Source organism: Pseudomonas sp. NPDC090208, assembly GCF_044746785.1.
Lineage (GTDB): Bacteria > Pseudomonadota > Gammaproteobacteria > Pseudomonadales > Pseudomonadaceae > Aquipseudomonas.
The window spans coordinates 55,441-73,907 of the sequence record NZ_JBIVCU010000003.1 but is presented as its reverse complement, the minus strand read 5'-3'; the positions used below and the strand labels follow the sequence as shown (position 1 = coordinate 73,907).

Annotated in this window: 12 protein-coding genes; 3 read left to right on the top strand and 9 right to left on the bottom strand. The window is 62.6% G+C overall.

The features are described 5' to 3' along the window. Positions 1 to 2: 2 nt before the first annotated feature. Positions 3 to 2,039, bottom strand: coding sequence for an alpha-1,4-glucan--maltose-1-phosphate maltosyltransferase (locus ACIPL0_RS06130; protein ID WP_400595904.1), 2,037 nt, complete (start codon positions 2,037 to 2,039; stop codon positions 3 to 5). 321 nt (positions 2,040 to 2,360) lie between these two features. Here ACIPL0_RS06130 and ACIPL0_RS06125 point away from each other — a divergent pair, with 321 nt between their 5' ends. After that, complete coding sequence (locus tag ACIPL0_RS06125) at positions 2,361 to 2,522, top strand: hypothetical protein (protein ID WP_400595906.1); 162 nt, start codon at positions 2,361 to 2,363, stop codon at positions 2,520 to 2,522. Positions 2,523 to 2,768: 246 nt separating this feature from the next. Here ACIPL0_RS06125 and ACIPL0_RS06120 read toward each other — a convergent pair whose 3' ends face one another. Further along, entirely contained in the window at positions 2,769 to 3,308 is a 540-nt protein-coding gene (locus ACIPL0_RS06120; protein WP_400595908.1) for an MgtC/SapB family protein, read from the bottom strand. A gap of 141 nt (positions 3,309 to 3,449) precedes the next feature. On the opposite strand from ACIPL0_RS06120, the gene ACIPL0_RS06115 reads away from it, so the two are divergent. Both ACIPL0_RS06115 and mapR read left to right on the top strand, forming a co-directional pair. Next, entirely contained in the window at positions 3,450 to 3,698 is a 249-nt protein-coding gene (locus ACIPL0_RS06115; RefSeq protein ID WP_400595910.1) for a DUF3203 family protein, read from the top strand. A 258-nt stretch (positions 3,699 to 3,956) separates the two neighbouring features. After that, the gene (gene mapR, locus ACIPL0_RS06110; protein WP_400595912.1) at positions 3,957 to 5,408 is read left to right on the top strand and encodes a GntR family transcriptional regulator MpaR; all 1,452 of its coding nucleotides are present in this window, start codon (positions 3,957 to 3,959) and stop codon (positions 5,406 to 5,408) included. Between the two features lie 152 nt (positions 5,409 to 5,560). Here the strand turns inward: mapR and ACIPL0_RS06105 are convergent, their stop codons facing one another. From ACIPL0_RS06105 to tpx, 7 genes are all read right to left on the bottom strand, one after another. Beyond that, positions 5,561 to 6,307: an SDR family oxidoreductase gene (locus tag ACIPL0_RS06105; RefSeq protein ID WP_400595914.1), complete on the bottom strand. Its 747-nt coding sequence runs from the start codon at positions 6,305 to 6,307 to the stop codon at positions 5,561 to 5,563. A gap of 51 nt (positions 6,308 to 6,358) precedes the next feature. Continuing rightward, positions 6,359 to 8,452, bottom strand: a complete 2,094-nt coding sequence (locus tag ACIPL0_RS06100) for a putative bifunctional diguanylate cyclase/phosphodiesterase (RefSeq protein ID WP_400595916.1) — start codon at positions 8,450 to 8,452, stop codon at positions 6,359 to 6,361. A gap of 129 nt (positions 8,453 to 8,581) precedes the next feature. Continuing rightward, positions 8,582 to 10,072 carry an efflux transporter outer membrane subunit gene (locus tag ACIPL0_RS06095; protein WP_400595918.1) on the bottom strand — a complete coding sequence of 497 codons (1,491 nt, stop codon included), beginning with the start codon at positions 10,070 to 10,072 and terminating at the stop codon, positions 8,582 to 8,584. Beyond that, a complete protein-coding gene (locus ACIPL0_RS06090; RefSeq protein ID WP_400595920.1) occupies positions 10,069 to 13,176 on the bottom strand; it encodes an efflux RND transporter permease subunit in 3,108 nt (1,035 codons plus the stop codon). Before ACIPL0_RS06090 ends, ACIPL0_RS06095 begins: the two co-directional genes overlap by 4 nt. Positions 13,177 to 13,303: 127 nt before the next feature. Then, a complete protein-coding gene (locus tag ACIPL0_RS06085; protein ID WP_400595922.1) occupies positions 13,304 to 16,399 on the bottom strand; it encodes an MdtB/MuxB family multidrug efflux RND transporter permease subunit in 3,096 nt (1,031 codons plus the stop codon). After that, positions 16,396 to 17,721: an MdtA/MuxA family multidrug efflux RND transporter periplasmic adaptor subunit gene (locus ACIPL0_RS06080; RefSeq protein WP_400595924.1), complete on the bottom strand. Its 1,326-nt coding sequence runs from the start codon at positions 17,719 to 17,721 to the stop codon at positions 16,396 to 16,398. The genes ACIPL0_RS06085 and ACIPL0_RS06080 overlap by 4 nt, the downstream gene beginning before the upstream one ends. A 209-nt stretch (positions 17,722 to 17,930) precedes the next feature. Next, a complete protein-coding gene (gene tpx, locus ACIPL0_RS06075; protein ID WP_400595926.1) occupies positions 17,931 to 18,431 on the bottom strand; it encodes a thiol peroxidase in 501 nt (166 codons plus the stop codon). Positions 18,432 to 18,467: the final 36 nt, after the last annotated feature.

Here is an 18,467-nt window from a genome sequence, read left to right as displayed (position 1 = left end):
AATTATCGGTTGGCGGGTTTGATCCGCCAGATACCGAACGGCTGATACGAGGGGTCGATGCGCATCCATTGAGTCTTGCCGTACCACGTCCAGGAGTGCCCGGTCATCAAGTCTTCGCCGAGGGTTGCGGCGTCATCCGGCAGGCCCATTTCCCACAGCGGCAACTCGAAATGCGCTTCCTGGGCGTTGAACGGATCGAGGCTGACCGCCACCAGCACGAAGTTGCTGCCATCGTGGCTGCGTTTGCCGAAATACAGGATGTTGTCGTTCCAGGCGTTGTAGATGCGCAGGCCCAGATGGGTCTGCAACGCCGGGTTTTGCCGGCGGATACGGTTGAGCTGGGCGATTTCGGCAATGATGTTGCCCGGCGCGGTGAAATCCCGAGGACGGATTTCGTACTTCTCCGAGTCCAGGTATTCCTCCTTGCCCGGCACCGGCGCCGACTCGCACAGCTCGAAACCCGAGTACATGCCCCACAGGCCCGAGCCCATGGTCGCCAGCGCTGCGCGGATGAGAAAACCGGCGCGCCCGGCGTCATGCAAAAAGTACGGGTTGATGTCCGGCGTGTTGACGAAGAAGTTCGGCCGGTAGCACTCGCGCCACGGTGACTGGTTGAGCTGGCTGAAATACTCGCTGAGTTCGGCCTTGGTGTTGCGCCAGGTGAAATAGGTATAACTCTGCGAGTAACCGACCTTGCCCAGCCGCGCCATCATCGCCGGCTTGGTGAAGGCCTCGGCAAGGAACATCACGTCCGGGTGCTGGCTGCGCACATCGGCGATCAGCCATTGCCAGAACGGCAGCGGCTTGGTGTGCGGGTTGTCGACACGGAAGATCTTCACGCCCTCTTCGACCCAGCCCACCACGATGTCGCGCAGTTCCAGCCACAGGCTGGGGATGGCGTCGGGCGCATAAAAGTCGACGTTGACGATGTCCTGGTATTTCTTCGGTGGGTTCTCCGCATAGCGGATGGTGCCGTCGGGGCGCCAGGAGAACCAGCCCGGATGCTCCTTGAGCCACAGGTGGTCCTGGGAACACTGGATGGCAAAGTCCAGGGCGATTTCCAGACCGTGTTCGGCAGCGGCGGCCACCAGATTGCGAAAATCCTCGCGACTGCCCAGTTGCGGGTGAATCGCATCGTGCCCGCCCTCGGCACTGCCGATCGCGTACGGGCTGCCGGGATCATCGGGGCCGGCGGTCAGCGAGTTGTTCGGGCCCTTGCGGTGGGCGCGGCCGATCGGGTGGATCGGCGGGAAATACAGCACGTCGAAGCCCATGTCGCGAATCATCGGCAGGCGGCTGTGTACGTCGTTGAACGTGCCGTGGCGGTGCTTGTCGTCGGTGATCGAACGGGGAAACAGCTCATACCAACTGGCGAACTGGGCCAGCTCGCGTTCGACGTCCAGCGGGAATTCCAGGCTGCGGCTCAGGTACGCATGATTGTCGGCCTGGGCCATGATCGCGGCGGTTTCGCTGTGCAACAGCGCGGCGACCTGGGCTTCATGCGCGTCGTTCTCCGCCAGATGCTGCAACACCGTTTCGATCTGTCCGCGCAGCGGCTGCTGGCTGCGCTCGGCGGCGTGAACCAGGTGCAGGCGGCCTTCTTCCAGCTCCAGGCCGATCGCCACGCCGGCGGCGTATTTTTTCTCCAGCTCGTAGCGGTAGCTGGCGAACTGATCGATCCAGGCTTCCAGACGGAACACATAACGGCTGACCGAGGTCGGGGTGAATTCACCGATCCAGCTGTCGTTGCCCAGATCACGCATCGACGCCTTGTGCCACGTTTCTTCATCAGCGGCACGCCAGCGGATGCGCACGGCCATCTTGTCGTGGCCGTCGGCGAACACCTTGCTGGTCACGGTCACCGGCTGGCCGATGATCGCCTTGGCCGCCAACAGGCCGCCGTCGATCACCGGCTGCGTGTCTTCGATGACGATACGCGGCAGTTGCAAGGCTTGGGTCAGGGGTAAAGGCCGGGTCGGGTGCGGAACATCGGTGGCCAGTGAATCCGGGCCAAATGGCTGATCAGCAGTCACATTCATCGCGCATTACTCCTCACGCCCCACGGACGCTCCTTGGTTAGGGTCCATTCCATCGGTGTTTCATCCATTGGCAATCAAGGGCAAACCGCCGGATCACACACATCCTGACGCGGCCGCATAGGTTCCGAACGCCGCCTTCGGGGAAAAGTTCAAAGCCCTTTCGTCCACTGTGACAGCGCGTCATGAACAATCCGCTGCCAGCTTAGACGGCCTGGGGAAATTGCTCGAAATCTTCACGACCGGGCACTGTCGAAGCCTGCAAGCGCCTGTGACAGGCACTCTGAAACCCTGTAGCCAAACGCTCTGAAGGAAGGTGAAGCAATGAACATTCCCATTCCCGCAGAAACGCCCGATCCGATGATCGACGACCCGGCCCTGCCGGTGCCCAAGCCGGACAAAGAGCCGCCCGACACCATGCCGCCGGTGATCGAACCGCCCAAGGGCGACCCGCCGTCGCAGGAGCCGCCGGCGGTGTTGGGCTGAGCATCACAGGACAAACTTCACCAAGAGAGATGCTCTGCAGAAGATGAGCGCAGAACTCTCATTGTAGGAGCCGGCTTGCTGGCGAACGCGTCAGGTCAGGCAGCTCATGGTTGAATGGCACACCGCATTCGCCAGCAAGCCGGCTCCCACAGGTTTTGTGTATGGCTGACTGGCACGCTCAGAAATCTTGACCGACCCTCCAAGCCAGGCCTGCTCCCACAACGCTCTACACAGCAGGCCAGATGCTCAAGGTTGGTGCGAATCATCCTTGGTGTCGCTACCGGCGCGCGGATCATCCGGCGTATCGAAACGGTCGGTGATCAGCGGCACCAGGCTGAATATCGCCAGCGCCAGCACCGTGCTCAACACCGCCGTCAGTTCCTTGCCCACCCCGGCGGCAATGCCGATGGCAGCGGTCATCCACAAACCGGCGGCGGTGGTCAGCCCCTTGACCTGTGCCGTGCTCAGTTTCTGCCCCTTGAGAATCGTCCCCGCACCGAGAAAGCCGATCCCGGCGACAATCCCCTGCACCACCCGGCTCAGCGCGGCGTCATCGGCGCCCGCCAGGCTCGGCACCAGCACGAACAGCGCCGCGCCCATGCACACCAGCATGTGCGTTCTGACCCCGGCAGCCTTGCCCTTGTGTTCGCGTTCAAAACCGAGAATGCCGCCCAGCACGGCGGCGATCAGCAGGCGCACGGTCACCCGTGTCAGTTGCGAGGCATCGGTGATGTCCGAGAATTCGGCGTCGAGGGTTTCAACGACTTCCTGCCACCAGGCGTTCATGACCGATCCCTTTCTGTGGGCTGCACAGGTTATGGACCGCCGCCGACGCCGCGAGTGCTGGTGGTCGGAAAAGCGAAACGACAGACACCGGGTGCAGTCGTACTTTCATTGCCCGTGTACCGCCCGAGAAGGAGTACCGCCATGCCTGTTCAATTCGACAGCACCCATCAGTTCTGCTCGGCGGTGATCGATGACGTCGAGTACCGCAGCGCGGTGACCGACGTGGTGATCACCACCAATGACAGCACCCACATGTCCGAAGCCGATATCGGCGGCAGAAAGGTGCCGATCACCGAAGCGGAAGCCGACGCACTGACGGTGTACAAGGCCAAGGATCTGCGTCATCACACCATCGGCGTCGAGCCCGGCGAGAATTCCCCGGTGATTTGATCTGATCTGCTGTTTCTCGGAAAAACTGCATCTGTACTGAAAACACATCTGCGCGCATAGTCTGGCCATTACAGGCCTTCGGGCCTGCCCTGTACCGGACCAGACTGTGTAAAAACTATTACGCTCGACGGGGCTGCGTTAAAAACAGGCGAAAAATGCTCATTTAGAACACCTAGACTCCGCTTTTTCGCCTGTTTTTGCCTTGCCCCGTCTTCGCTCATGACGTTTTTACACACTCTGGGACTTTTGCGAGCTGCCATGAAGCGATACGAGAAGTTTGCCGACGACATTGCCGAGATGATCCGCTCCGGAGTGCTCGCCGCCGGCCAGCGTGTACCCTCCGTGCGCTATGCCAGCCAGACCCACGGCGTCAGCCCGTCCACGGTGTTTCAGGCCTACTACCTGTTGGAGCGTCGTGGCCTGATCCGTGCCCGGCCGCGCTCGGGTTATTTCGTCAACGACACCTTCGTCAACGAAAGCGTGAGCAAGCTGGTGTTCGAGCCATCACTGGGGCCGTTCCATACCCAGCCGACCCAGGTCAGCGAATCGACCAGCGTAGACGTCAGCGAACTGGTGTTCTCGGTGCTGGAATCGATCAAAGACCCCAACACCGTGCCGTTCGGCTCGGCGTTTCCCAGTGCTGCGCTGTTTCCGCTGCAGCGTCTGGCCCGCTCACTGGCCAGCGCCACCCGCGACATGGACCCGAGCATGGTGGTCAGCGACCTGTCGCCCGGCAACCCGACCCTGCGCCGGCAGATCGCCCTGCGCTACATGGTGGCCGGCCACACGCTGCCGATGGAAGAACTGCTGATCACCAACGGCGCGCTGGAAGCGCTGAACCTGTGCCTGCAGGCGGTGACCGAGCCGGGTGATCTGGTGGCGATCGAGGCACCGGCCTTTTACGCCTGCCTGCAAGTGCTGGAGCGGCTGAAGCTCAAGGCTGTGGAAATCCCCGTGCACCCACAGACCGGTATCGACCTCGCCGTGCTGGAGCAGACCCTTGAGCGGCATCCGGTCAAGGCCTGCTGGAGCATGACCAGCTTTCAGAACCCGACCGGCGCCACCGTCACCGAATCGCGCAAGCGCGCGCTGGTGGAACTGTTGCGCAAGCACGAAGTGCCGCTGATCGAGGACGATGTCTACGCCGAGCTGTATTACGGCCAGAACGCGCCGAAACCGGCCAAGGCCTTCGACACCGAGGGGCTGGTGCTGCATTGCGGTTCGTTCGCCAAGAGCCTGGCTCCCGGTTATCGGGTCGGCTGGGTCGCTGCCGGGCGCTATGCGCAGAAAGTCGAGCGGCTGAAACTGATGACCTCGCTGTGCGCGTCGATGCCGGCCCAGGCGGCGATTGCCGACTACCTGCAACACGGTGGTTATGACCGTCACCTGCGCAAACTGCGCAACAGCCTGGAAGACCAGTTGCGGGCGATGCTCGGCGCCGTGGCCCGGCATTTCCCGACCCAGACGCGAGTCAGCCAGCCATCTGGCGGTTACTTTCTGTGGCTGGAACTGCCGGAACAGGTCGATTCGTTGAAGGTGTTCCAGATCGCCCTGGCGCAGGGCATCAGCATCGCGCCGGGGCCGATCTTCTCCCCGACCCGACGTTTTCGCAACTGCATCCGTCTGAACTACGGCACGCCGTGGAACGACACCACCGAGCGAGCGATGGAGACGCTGGGCAAGATCGTCAAGTCGATGATGACGGTGTAAGTCAGGCTGTTGCAGGAGCGCGCTTGCCCGCGAATATCTCCGGATCTGTGGGAGCGTGGCTTGCCCGCGAAGACTGTCGCCCCGTCAGCATCCATGACACAGGCAGATCGCAATCGCGGGCAAGCCACGCTCCCACAGGGTTTGCGTCAGATTTACCGCCCACCACCCAGATCGATAAACGTCCCGGTCGAATACGAAGCCTTGTCCGACAGCAGCCAGATAATCGCTTCGGCCACTTCATCGGCCAGGCCACCGCGGCCCATGGGGATGCTCGGTTCCAGCTTGCTGACCCGCTGCGGATCGCCGCTCAGCGCGTGGAAATCAGTGAAGATGTAGCCCGGACGTACCGCATTGACCCGCACGCCCTCGCCCGCCACTTCCTTCGCCAGGCCAATGGTGAAGGTGTCCAGCGCGCCTTTGGAGGCGGCGTAGTCGACGTACTCACCCGGCGAACCCAGACGCGACGCCACCGATGACACGTTGACGATGCTGCCGCCATGGCCGCCATGCTTGGGTAGCATGCGCAACAGCGCGTGTTTGCTGCACAGCATCGGCCCGACCACGTTGCTCATCATGATTTTCAGCATGCGGAACTCGGACATGGTTTCCACCCGCGACGCATGACCAACGGTGCCAGCGTTGTTGACCAGCGCATCGAGGCGGCCCAGTTCACTGTCGACCCGGGAAAACAGGCGGATGATTTCGTCTTCGTTGCTGACGTCGGCCTGAATCGCAATGGCGTGCCCTCCTGCCTCGCGAATCTGCCCGCAGACGCGCTCGGCGGCGTCATGGTCGGACAGGTAGTTGATGCACACGCGATAACCCTGAGCGGCGGCCAGAATGGCCGTGGCGGCGCCGATACCCCGGGAGCCGCCGGTAATGAGGAGGTTTTTATCCATTTGAAATCCGAATCAATGCTGTTGACTAATGTTTGTGCAAAGCGTGAAACGTCAGAGTGTGTTGGCTGAAACCTTTCGGGTGGCGGCGGCGCCGATCTCGTTCATGAAACGGTCTGCCGGCAGTGGATGGCCCAGCAGGTAACCCTGCAGGGAGTCGCAGCCCAGTTGAGTCAGGAAGCTCTGCTGGCTGCTGGTCTCGACGCCTTCGGCGACGATACGCAGGTTCAGCGCCTGGCCCAGGGCAACAATCGCCGACACGATGGCCGCGTCGTCGCTGTCATGCTCAAGGTCGCGGACAAAGCCGCGGTCGATCTTCAGTTCGTTGGCCGGCAGCCGCTTGAGGTACATCAGGCTCGAATAGCCGGTGCCGAAATCATCGATGGACAGGTCGACGCCCATGTCCGACAGCTTCTGCAGCACTGTCATGCTCGCGTCAGCGTCGCTCATGGCGGTGGTTTCGGTGATTTCCAGGGTCAGGCAGTTGGCTGGCAGGCCATGGGCAGCCAGGGCCTTGGCCACCGTCTTGACCAGCCCGGCGTGACAGAACTGCAGCGCCGACAGGTTCACCGCGACGCGCCATTCGGGGTAACCGGCGTCGTACCAGACGCGCATCTGTCGACAGGCCTCGTTGAGCACCCATTCGCCGACATTGATGATCAGGCCGGTCTTTTCGGCCAGCGGAATGAACTTGTCCGGCATCATCAGGCCGTGCTCGGGGTGGTTCCAGCGCACCAGCGCTTCGGCGCCGACCGGCTCACCCGAACCCGCCGCGAACTTGGGCTGGTAGTGCAGGCAGAACTGGTTCTCGCGCAGGCCCACACGCAGATCCTGCAGCAGTTGTAACTGGTTGCGTGCGTTGGTGTTCATCGATGCATCGAAGAAGCTGTAGCCGTTCTTGCCGGCGCTCTTGGCGTGGTACATCGCGGCGTCGGCGTTCATCAGCAGTTCCTGCTGGGTGCGGCCATTGCCGGGGTACAGGCTGATGCCGATGCTGACCGTGACCTGCAGGTCATGGTCCTGCACGTTGAACGGCCGGCTGACCAACCCCACCTGGCGCGAGGCCACGGTGGAGGCGTCATCCAGCTCTTCCAGCTCCACCAGCAGGACGAATTCGTCGCCGCCGATGCGTGCCAGCGTGTCATGACGGTGGAAGTTTTCGCGCATGCGCGAGGCGACTTCGCGCAGCAACTGGTCGCCGACATGGTGGCCGAAGGCATCGTTGACCGGTTTGAAGCCGTCCAGATCCATGAACATCAGCGCGAACAGGCCGCCCTGAGAGTCGACCTTGCGCATCGCCTGTTCGATCCGGTCGGCCAGCAGAATGCGGTTGGGCAGCCCGGTCAGGGTGTCGTGCAGGGCCAGTTGCGTGAGTTCGCGGTTGGCATCGCTGAGCGACTGCGCCAACTGCGCGGTGCGTGCCTCCATGCGTGCATCGAGCACCGAAGTGAGCAAAGTAATACTCAGCACCGCCAGACTGGTCACCAGTACCAGTTTGTCGAGGCCGTCAGTGCGCAGGCCGGTGACGGCCGCGCCGCAGAAGCTGCCTTCGGCAAAATTCGCTGCCGCCATGCCGGTGTAGTGCATGCCGACGATGGCGAAGCCCATGATCACCGCCGCGCCACCGCGAATCATCCGCACATGGGGTGTTTCCTTGCGCAGGCGCAGGGCGATGCACAACGCCGCGCCGGACGCCGTCACCGCAATCAGCAGCGAGGCGCCGAACAGCGTCGGGTCGTAATCGATGCCCGGCTGCATGTGCAGCGCGGCCATGCCGGTGTAGTGCATGGAGCTGATGCCGACACCCATTGCCAGCGCACCGAACAGGATATGCAGCAACGGTACCCGTTCATGGCTGATCAACCACAGGGCAAAACCCGAAGACAATACGGCGATGGCCAGCGACAGCAGGGTCAGTTGCAGGTCGAAACCCAGATCGATGGGCAGCTTGAACGCGAGCATGCCGATGAAGTGCATGGACCAGATGCCGATGCCCATCGACAGGGCACCGCCGCCGATCCACATGAGCATCGCCCGGCCTTTCGCACTGGCGATGCGACCGGCAAGATCCAGTGCCGTATAGGACGCCAGAATGGCCACCAGAATGGAAACCAGGACCAGAGAAAACGTGTAGTGTCCAACCATCATTGGGGCGTGACTCGCGACAGGATAAATAAGGCTCGGTAGGCCTGCTGAATGTGCTGGCGATTCTACCGAAATCCGTAAAAATGTCGCGTCACTCCGTCTAAAGAATGGCATTTCGCCATTCATTTGGATTTAGCGTCTGGACATCTCCGGATTCCGCACCAGCCCGGTCTCAGCGTTCCACCCACCGCCCAAGGCAGCAATCAACTGAACGCTGGCCACCAGCCTGCTCTGCAACAGAGTCAGCACGCTGCGTTCGTTGCTCAACGCCGTTGTCTGCACGTTGACTACATCAAGATAGCCAATCAACCCGGCCTTGTATTGGTTACTGGTCAGACGCAACGATTCGCGGGCCGCATCCAGCGCCTCGTTGCGCACCGCCGCCTCTTGTTCATAGACCCGCAATTGCGCCATGTAGTCCTCGACTTCCTTGAAGCCGTCGAGCACCGTCTGCCGGTATTGCGCCACGGTCTGGTCGTACACCGCCTCGGTGCGCTCGACCTCGGCTGAGCGCTGGCCGCCGTCGAACAGGGTCATCGCCAGTTGCGGACCGACCGACCAGAAACGGTTCGGCAGGCTGATCCAGTTGCTGATGGTACTGCTGCTGTAGCCACCGTTCATGCTCAGGGTCAGATCAGGGTAATACGCCGCCTTCGCCACGCCGATATTGGCGTTGGCCGCCATCACCGAACGTTCGGCGGCGGCAATGTCAGGGCGGCGTTCCAGCAATTGCGAGGGCAACTGGGCCGGAATCTGCGGCAGGCTCGGCACCGAAGTGCTGGTGGCAAGGCTGAAATCCGCCGGTGCCTGGCCCATCGCCACGGCGATAGCGCTTTCGTACTGCGCGCGCTGCCAGGCCAGATCGATGAGATCGGCCTGGGTGCTTTTCAGTTGGGTCTGCGCCTGTGCGACTGCATCGCGCCCGGAAATACCGGCGCGGTACTGGTTCTGGGTCAGTTTGAGCGAGCGCTCGTAGGTCTCGACCGTGGCTTGCAGCAGGCGTTTCTGCTCGTCGATCACCCGCAATTGCAGGTAGTTCTGCACCAGCAGCGACTGCTGACTGAGGCGAATCGACGCCAGGTCCGCGAGGCTGGCCTGTGCGCTGGCCTTGTCGGCTTCCAGGCCGCGGCGCAGCTTGCCCCAGACATCGGCTTCCCAACTGACGCCCAGTTGCGTGCTGTAGGTGTTGCGAATCCCGCTGCTGGAACTGCTCAGGCTGGAACTGCTGCTGCCGGTGCCCTGACTCGAACGGTTCTTGCTGGCGCTCAGGTCCAGGGTCGGGAAGAACGCGCCACGGGCGCTTTTCACCAGCGCTTCGGCCTGGCGGTACTGCGCTTCGGACTGGGCAATGGTGAAGTTGGAGGTGTTGAGCTTTTCCACCAGAGCGTTGAGCTGCGCGTCACCGTAGATTTCCCACCAGGCGCCCCGGGCGATGGCGTCGCTGGGGTTGGCCTGGGTCCAGCCTTCGGCCTGCTTGAACTGCGCAGGCGTGGGCATCTCCGGCTTCTTGTAATCGGGGCCGACCGCGCAGGCGTTGAGCAACAGCGCACACAGCGCGATGCCGAAGGTGCGCCGAAACGGCAGCGTGCGCTGCATGACGGTAAGGTTCGGGCGGTCGGTCATAGCGGAGTTTCCAGGGCAGCATCCGTCTGCACACCGCGCCAGGCATTGAAGCGGTGACGCAGACGGTCGAGGTAAAGGTAAACCACCGGGGTGGTGTACAGCGTAAGGATCTGGCTCAGGATCAGGCCGCCGATGATGGTAAGGCCCAGCGGGCGGCGCATCTCGGCGCCCTCGGCACTGCTCAGCAGCAACGGCAAGGCGCCGAGGATCGCGGCCAGCGTGGTCATCAGGATCGGCCGCAGGCGTTGCAGGCAGGCATTGCGGATCGAATCCAGCGGGCTCATGCCGCCTTCGCGTTCCAGTTGCAGGGCCAGGTCGATCATCAGAATGGCGTTCTTTTTCACCACGCCGATCAACAGGAACAGCCCCAGCAGGGAAATCAGGCTGAACTGCCCGCCGGTGAGATAGATGCTCAGCAGCGCGCCGACCCCGGCCGACGGCAGCGTCGAGAGGATGGTCAGCGGGTGAATGTAGCTTTCGTAAAGAATGCCCAGCACCAGATACACCGCCACCAGCGCGCCGAGAATCATCCACGGCTGGCTCTTCTGGGTCGCGGCGAAGGCATCGGCGGTGCCGGCCATCTTGGCGATCACGTCTTCCGGCAGGCCGACCGCCGCCACCGCGCGCTCGATGGCGGCGTTGGCCTGATCGAGACTGACGCCATCGGCGAGGTCGAACGAAATGTTTTCCGAGGCAAACTGGCCGTCGTGGCTGACCCGATCATCTTCCAGGCTGCGCTCATAGTGGGCAATGGTCGACAACGGCACCCGCGCGCCGGCGGCGGTGATGACCTGCACCTGCTCCAGGGTCACCGGATCGAGCGCGTACTTGGGATTGACCTCCATCACCACCTGATACTGGTTCAGCGGGTCGTAGATGGTCGACACCTGACGCTGGCTGTAGGCGTTGTTCAGCACCGTGGTGACCATGTTCATGTCGATGCCCAGGCGCTTGGCGGCGTCACGGTCCACGATCAGCGTCACCTGCTGGGTGCCGCCGCCGTCGCGGGCGTCGATGGCGGTCAGTTCTTTCAACGATTTCAGCGCCGTGACCACTTTCGGGTACCACTCGCGCAGGCTTTCCAGATCGCCGCTTTGCAGGATGTACTGGTACTGCGAGGTGGTCTGTTCACGACCGCCACCCAGTTGCAGGTCCTGGTCGGGCTGCAGGAACAGACGCCCGCCCGGCACCAGCGGCATTTCCTTGCGCAACCGCTCGACCACCTGCTCGGCGCCGATCTTGCGCTCGGCAATCGGCTTCAGGCGCACGATGATGAAGGCGTTGCCGGTGCCGCCGTTGCCACCGATGAAACCGGCGACGCTCTCCACCGCCGGGTCCTTGAGGATGGCGTTGCGGAACACGTCCATTTTCGGCTGCATCACCGAGAACGACAGGCCGTCGTCACCACGCACGAAGCCCATCAACTGGCCGGTGTCCTGCTGCGGCAGGAAGGTTTTCGGCACCACCACATACAGGGCGATGTTGACGCCGATGGTCACCAGCAGCGACAGGACGGTCAGGCGGCGATGACGCAACACCCAGCCGAGGCTACGATCGTAGACCGCGACCATGCGCTCGTTGACCCGCTGGCTCCAGCGTTGCAGGCGGTTTTCATTGCCCGGCGTGTGGGGTTTGAGCCAGCGTGCGCACAGCATCGGGGTCAGGGTCAGGGAAACCACCAGCGAGACGATGATCGACACCGACAGAGTGATGGAAAATTCGCGGAACAGGCTTTCCACCAACCCGCCCATGAACAGGATCGAGAGGAACACCGCCACCAGCGAGACGTTCATCGACAGCAGCGTGAAGCCAACTTCCTTGGCCCCGCGATAGGCCGCCTGCATGGGCGGCACGCCCTCGTCGATGTGCCGGGAAATGTTCTCCAGCACCACGATGGCGTCGTCCACCACCAGGCCGGTGGCGAGAATCAGCGCCATCAGCGACAGGTTGTTCAGCGAGAAGCCATACAGATACATGATGGCGAAGGTGCCCACCAGCGACACCGGCACCGCCAGGGTCGGAATCAGCGACGCGCGGAAGTTGCCGAGGAACAGGAACACCACCAGGATCACCAGCACCACAGCGATCAGCAGGGTCATTTCCGCTTCATGCAGGGTGGCCTTGATCACCGGCGAGCGGTCCATGGCCAGGTCCAGCTTGACGCTGGCCGGCAGCACGGCTTGCAGGGCCGGCAGTTGCGCCTTGATCGCCGCCACGGTCTCGATGATGTTGGCGCCGGCCTGGCGGTTGATCACCAGCAGCACCGCCGCCTTGTCGTTGAAGAAGCCGCTGTTGTAACGGTCTTCCACCGAGTCCTTGACCTTGGCCACGTCCTTGATGCGCAGCGCCGCACCGTTCTGGTAGCGAATGATCAGCGGCTCGTAGTCCTTGGCCTTCTCCAGCTGGTCATTGGCCTGCACCTGCCAGTTGTGCTCGGGGCTTTCGACGAAGCCTTTCGGACGGCGCACGTTGTTGCCGGAGATGGTCGTGCGCACATCGTCCAGCGACACGCCGTACTGATCGAGCAACTTGGGTTCCAGCTCGACCCGCACCGCCGGCAGCGAACTGCCGCCGATCTGCACTTCGCCGACGCCGTTCACCTGGGACAGGCTCTGGGACAGGATGGTCGAGGCCATGTCGTACAGCTGGCCCTTCTCCAACGTATCGGAGGTCAGCGACAGCACCATGATCGGCGCCTGGGACGGGTTGACCTTCTTGTAGGTCGGCATGCTGCGCATACCGCTGGGCAGCAGATTGCGCGAGGCGTTGATGGCCGCCTGCACTTCCCGCGCCGCACCGTTGATGTCGCGATCCAGATCGAACTGCAGAATGACCCGCGTGCTGCCCTGGCTCGACCGGCTGCTCATGGTGTTGACCCCGGCGATGGTGCCGAGGGACCGCTCCAGCGGTGTTGCCACGCTGGACGCCATGATTTCCGGGCTGGCACCGGGCAGCGAGGCGCTGACCACGATCACCGGGAAATCCATGTTCGGCAGAGGCGCCACCGGCAACAGGCCGAAGCTGACACCGCCCAGCAGCATGATCGCCAGACTCAGCAGCAGGGTCGCTACCGGCCTGCGGATAAACGGGGCTGACAGATTCATGGGCGGCAGCCCCAAGTCGCAAGCTCCAAGCTGCAAGAGACGCAGCTCCAAGCTCCAAGCGGCAAGCTGCAAGAAAAAGCCGCGCCGCGTTCGCTCTTGCAGCTTGAAGCTTGAGACTTGTAGCTGCTCATGCCGCCACCTCGGCTTTGCCTTCGCTACGGAATCGGCGGCCCAGACGATCGAAGAACAGGTAGATGACCGGCGTGGTAAACAGTGTCAGCACCTGGCTGACCAGCAGGCCGCCGACCATCACCAGACCCAGTGGCTGGCGCAGTTCTGCGCCGGAACCTGTGGCGAACATCAGCGGAATGGCGCCGAACAGCGCGGCCAGGGTGGTCATCAGGATCGGCCGGAAACGCAGCATCGCGGCCTCGAAGATCGCCGTCTGCGGATCGACCCCACGGTTGCGTTCGGCGTCGAGGGCGAAGTCGATCATCATGATCGCGTTCTTCTTGACGATACCGATCAGCAGAATGATGCCGATGATCGCGATCATGCCCAGATCGTTGCCGCTCAGGATCAGTGCCAGCAAGGCGCCGATGGCCGCCGACGGCAGCGTCGAGAGGATGGTGATCGGGTGGATGTAGCTCTCGTAGAGCACACCGAGCACGATGTACATGGTGATCACCGCCGCCAGCACCAGCAGCAAGGTGCTCGACAGCGAGGCCTGGAAGGCTTCGGCCGCGCCCTGGAACTGGGTCTGCACGCCGATCGGCATGCCGATGTCCTTCTGCACCTGCTCGATGACTTGCACCGCCTGCCCCAGCGCCACGCCGGGCGCGAGGTTGAACGACATCATCACCGCCGGGAACTGGCCGATGTGGGCAATCGCCAGTTGCGCCTGACGCTGTTCGACCCGCGCCAGACTGGACAGCTTGACCTGCCCGCCGTCGGTGGTCTTGACGTGAATCTGCTCCAGCGCCTTGGGCCCCAGGTCATTGCCGGCCGCCGCCTGCAACACCACGCGGTACTGGCTGGCCTGGGTGTAAATGGTGGAAATCTGCCGCTGGCCGAAGGCGTCATACAGCGCATCGGTGATATTGGCCACGGTCACGCCGACACGGCTGGCCGCGTCGCGGTCGATGTTCAGGTACACCTGCAGGCCCTTGTCCTGCAGGTCGCTGGCGACGTCGGTGAGTTCCGGGCGCTCGGCCAGGGCATCGACCAGCTTGCCGCTCCACAGGCTGAGCAGGTCGGCATCCGGCGAGGACATGCTGAACTGGTACTGGGTGCGGCTGACCCGGTCTTCGATGGTCAAGTCCTGCACCGGCTGCATGAACAGGCGGATGTCCGACAGTTGATCGACCTGCGGTTGCAGGCGCTGAATGACCTGGGCCGCGGTCAGGTCGCGCTGGTTATGGGGCTTGAGGTTGATCAGCATCCGCCCGCTGTTGAGCGTGGCGTTGTCGCCGTCGACCCCGATGTAGGACGACAGGCTGGCTACGGCCGGATCTTCGAGGATGATCTTCGCCAGCTCTTGCTGACGCTGGCTCATGGCCGCGAACGACACCGACTGCGGCGCTTCGGTAATGCCCTGAATGACGCCAGTGTCCTGCACCGGGAAGAAGCCTTTGGGCACCGCCAGATACAGCAACACGGTGATGCCCAGGGTGGCGATGGCGATCAGCAGGGTCAGCGGCTGGTGTTTCAGCACCCATTTCAGACTGCGGCCGTAACCGGCGATCAGCCAGTCGATCCACGCGCCGCTGGCCCGGTAGAACTTGCTCTGCTCTTCTTCTTTCGGCTCACGCTTGAGCAGACGCGCGCACATCATCGGCGTCAGGGTCAGCGAGACCACCAGCGAGATCAGGATCGCCACCGCCAGAGTGATGGCAAATTCGCGAAACAGTCGGCCGACCACGTCGGCCATGAACAGCAATGGAATCAGTACGGCAATCAGCGAGATGGTCAGCGACACCAGGGTGAAGCCGATCTGCCTGGCGCCCTTGAGCGCGGCCTGCAGCGGGGTTTCACCCTCCTCCAGGTGCCGGGAAATGTTCTCCAGCATGACGATGGCGTCGTCGACCACAAAGCCGGTGGCAATGGTCATCGCCATCAGTGTCAGGTTGTTCACCGAGAAGCCGGCCAGATACATGACGCCGAAAGTACCCACCAACGACAGCGGCACAGCCACCGACGGGATGATGGTGGCGCTGAAACGGCGCAGGAACAGGAACGTCACCAGCACCACCAGCACGATGGCGATCAGCAGTTCGTGCTGCACGTCGCTGACGGCTGCACGGATAGTCTGCGTGCGGTCGGTCAGTACCACCACTTCGAGCCCGGCCGGCAGGTTGTCGGTGATGCTCGGCAGCAGTGCCTTGATGCGGTCGACCACTTCAATGACGTTGGCACCCGGCTGACGCTGGATGTTCAGCAACACTGCCTGATTCTGGTTGGCCCAGGCGGCCAGACGCTCGTTTTCCGCGCCGTCGACGATCTGCGCGACGTCTTTGAGGCGCAGCGGTCCGCCGTTGTTGTAGGCGAGGATCAGATTGGCGTATTCCTCGGGCGACTTGAGCTGGTCGTTGGCATCGAGCATCGACACTCGGGTCGGGCCGTCGAAGTTGCCCTTCGGCGTGTTGACGTTGGAGGCGCTGACCAGCGTGCGCACGTCGGACAGGTTCAGGCCGTTGGCCGCCAGTGCTTCCGGGTTGACCTTGATCCGCACCGCCTGACGCTGGCCGCCGGCGATGCTGACCAGACCGACGCCGCTGATCTGGGCGATCTTCTGCGCCATGCGCGTATCGACCAGGTCATTGAGCTTGGGCAGCAGCATGGTTTTCGAGGTGATCGCCAGGGTCAGCACCGGCGTGTCGGCCGGGTTGACCTTGTTGTAGGTCGGCGGCGCCGGCAGATCGCTGGGCAGCAGGTTGGTCGCGCCATTGATCGCCGCCTGCACTTCCTGCTCGGCGACGTCCATGTTGATTTCCAGGCTGAAACGCAGGGTGATCACCGAGGCGCCGCCGGAGCTGGTCGAGGCCATCTGGGTCAGGCCCGGCATTTGGCCGAACTGACGTTCCAGCGGTGCGGTCACCGCGCTGGTCATCACTTGCGGGCTGGCGCCGGGGTACAGCGTCATGACCCGGATGGTCGGGTAATCCACCTGAGGCAACGCCGACACCGGCAGCAAGGTGTAGGCGATCAGGCCGGCCAGCACGATGGCCAGCATGCTCAGCGTGGTGGCGACCGGCCGCAGGATGAACAGGCGTGACAGGTTCATACGTTGCCTTTCTTCACAGGCTCGGCGCCGGCCGACTCACCGGACTCTTTCGACGGTTTGCCCTGCAACTTCTGCCCCGGGGTCACCGGAACGTCCTTGCTGTCATTGACCACTTCGACGTCGCTGCCGTCCTTGAGGCGGTCGGTACCTTCCAGCACCACACGGTCGCCGGCGCTCAGGCCGTCGGTGATGACGGTGGAGTTTTCATCGCTCGGGCCGGCTTTCAGCTGGCGAATGCGCACCTTCTTGTCGCCGTCCATCACGTAGACAAAGGTGCCGTTGACGCCGAACTGCACCGCCGCCGACGGAATCAGCACCACGTTTTTCAGGGTGTTGGCCAGCAGACGCGCGTTGACGAACTGGTTGGGAAACAGCGTTTCGCTGTCATTGTCGAACCGTGCCTTGAATTTCAGGGTGCCGGTGGTGATGTCGATCTGGTTGTCGATGCTCGCCAGCACGCCCTTCGCCTGCATCTTCACGTCGCCGCGGTCCCACGCCTCGACCGGCAGCTTGTCGCCGCTGCGGTAACGGGCGATGACTTCGGCGAGGTCTTTCTCCGGCAGGGTGAAATTGACCGTGATCGGCTTGGTCTGGGTGATCACCGCCAGCGCGGTGGTGTCGTTGGCCGCAACGAGGTTGCCGATGTCCAGCTGGCGCAGGCCGATGCGCCCGGAAATCGGCGCGCGGATCTGGGTGAAGTCGAGATTGAGTTTGGCGTCGCCGACCGCGGCCTGGTTGGTCTTGATCGTGCCCTGATACTGGCCGACCAGCGATTCGGCGGTGTCCAGGGTCTGCTTGGCGATGCTGTCTTCTTTATACAGGTCCCGATAACGCTGTACGTCGATCTGCGCATTCTTCAGCAGCGCCTGGTTCTGCATCAGCGTGCCCTCGGCCTGCTGCAAGGCGATCTGATAACTGCGTGGGTCGATCACCGCCAACAGGTCGCCGGCCTTGATCTGCTGACCTTCCTGGAAGTTGATCTTGACCAGTTCACCGGCCACCCGGCTGCGCACGTTGATGGTATTCAACGCCGTGACGGTGCCCAGTGCCTTGTAATAGATCGGGAAATCGCCCGTGGTCGCCGCCGCCACACGCACCGGTACCGGGCCGGTCGAACCGCCGAAGCCCGGACGCTGCCCGGCCATTCTGGCGGCCCCGCCACTGCGGCCCGCCCCCTTGTGCGGCTGCTCGCTCTTCTGCGCGGCAGTGTCCGCATGCTGTGCCGAACCCGGCCAGAAGTGCCAGCACACACCGGCGATGATCAACAGAACCAGCAGGCTGATAAGCCAGCGACGAGAATTGCGGGGAGCAGGCGATTGCATGAATAAGTCGACCAATATGCGCGTGAGCGTCTTCGGGAGGCTGAACAATAAGCATAGTTACGTGCCAAGCAAAGGGCCTTTACCGGCAATTTACCTAGTGCTTACTTTGGATAAGGTGCTGACGTGCAAATAAAAACGGCCTGATCTGGTCAGGCCGTCCTGCATTACCGAGTATCGCCGTACATCAAGGGCGACAGCCGTGTCACAACTTACTTGAGCACAGCCAGCGCGGCGTCATAGTTTGGTTCCTGACCGATTTCCGGAACCAGTTCGCTGTGCAGAACGTTGTCGTTTTCGTCCAGCACGACAACAGCGCGAGTGGTCAGGCCGACCATCGAACCGTCAGCGATTGCCACGCCGTAGTTCTCCATGAACTCTGCGCCACGCATGGTCGACAGGTTCTTCACGTATTCCAGGCCTTCGGCACCGCAGAAACGTGCCTGAGCGAATGGCAGGTCAGCCGAGATGCACAACACCACGGCGTTGTTCAGGGCGCTGGCCTGGGCGTTGAACTTGCGCACGGAGGTGGCGCAGGTCGGGGTGTCGACGCTTGGGAAAATGTTCAGCACTTTGCGCTTGCCGGCAAAGGTTTCCAGCGTCACGTCAGCCAGATCGCCACCGACCAGTTTGAAGGCAGGCGCCTTGCTGCCGACTTTTGGCAGTTCGCCGCTGATTTGTACCGGAGCGCCTCTACGAGTCACTTGAGCCATGAGCTGAGTCCTTATTGTTGAGGTTGCGGGAAAAGC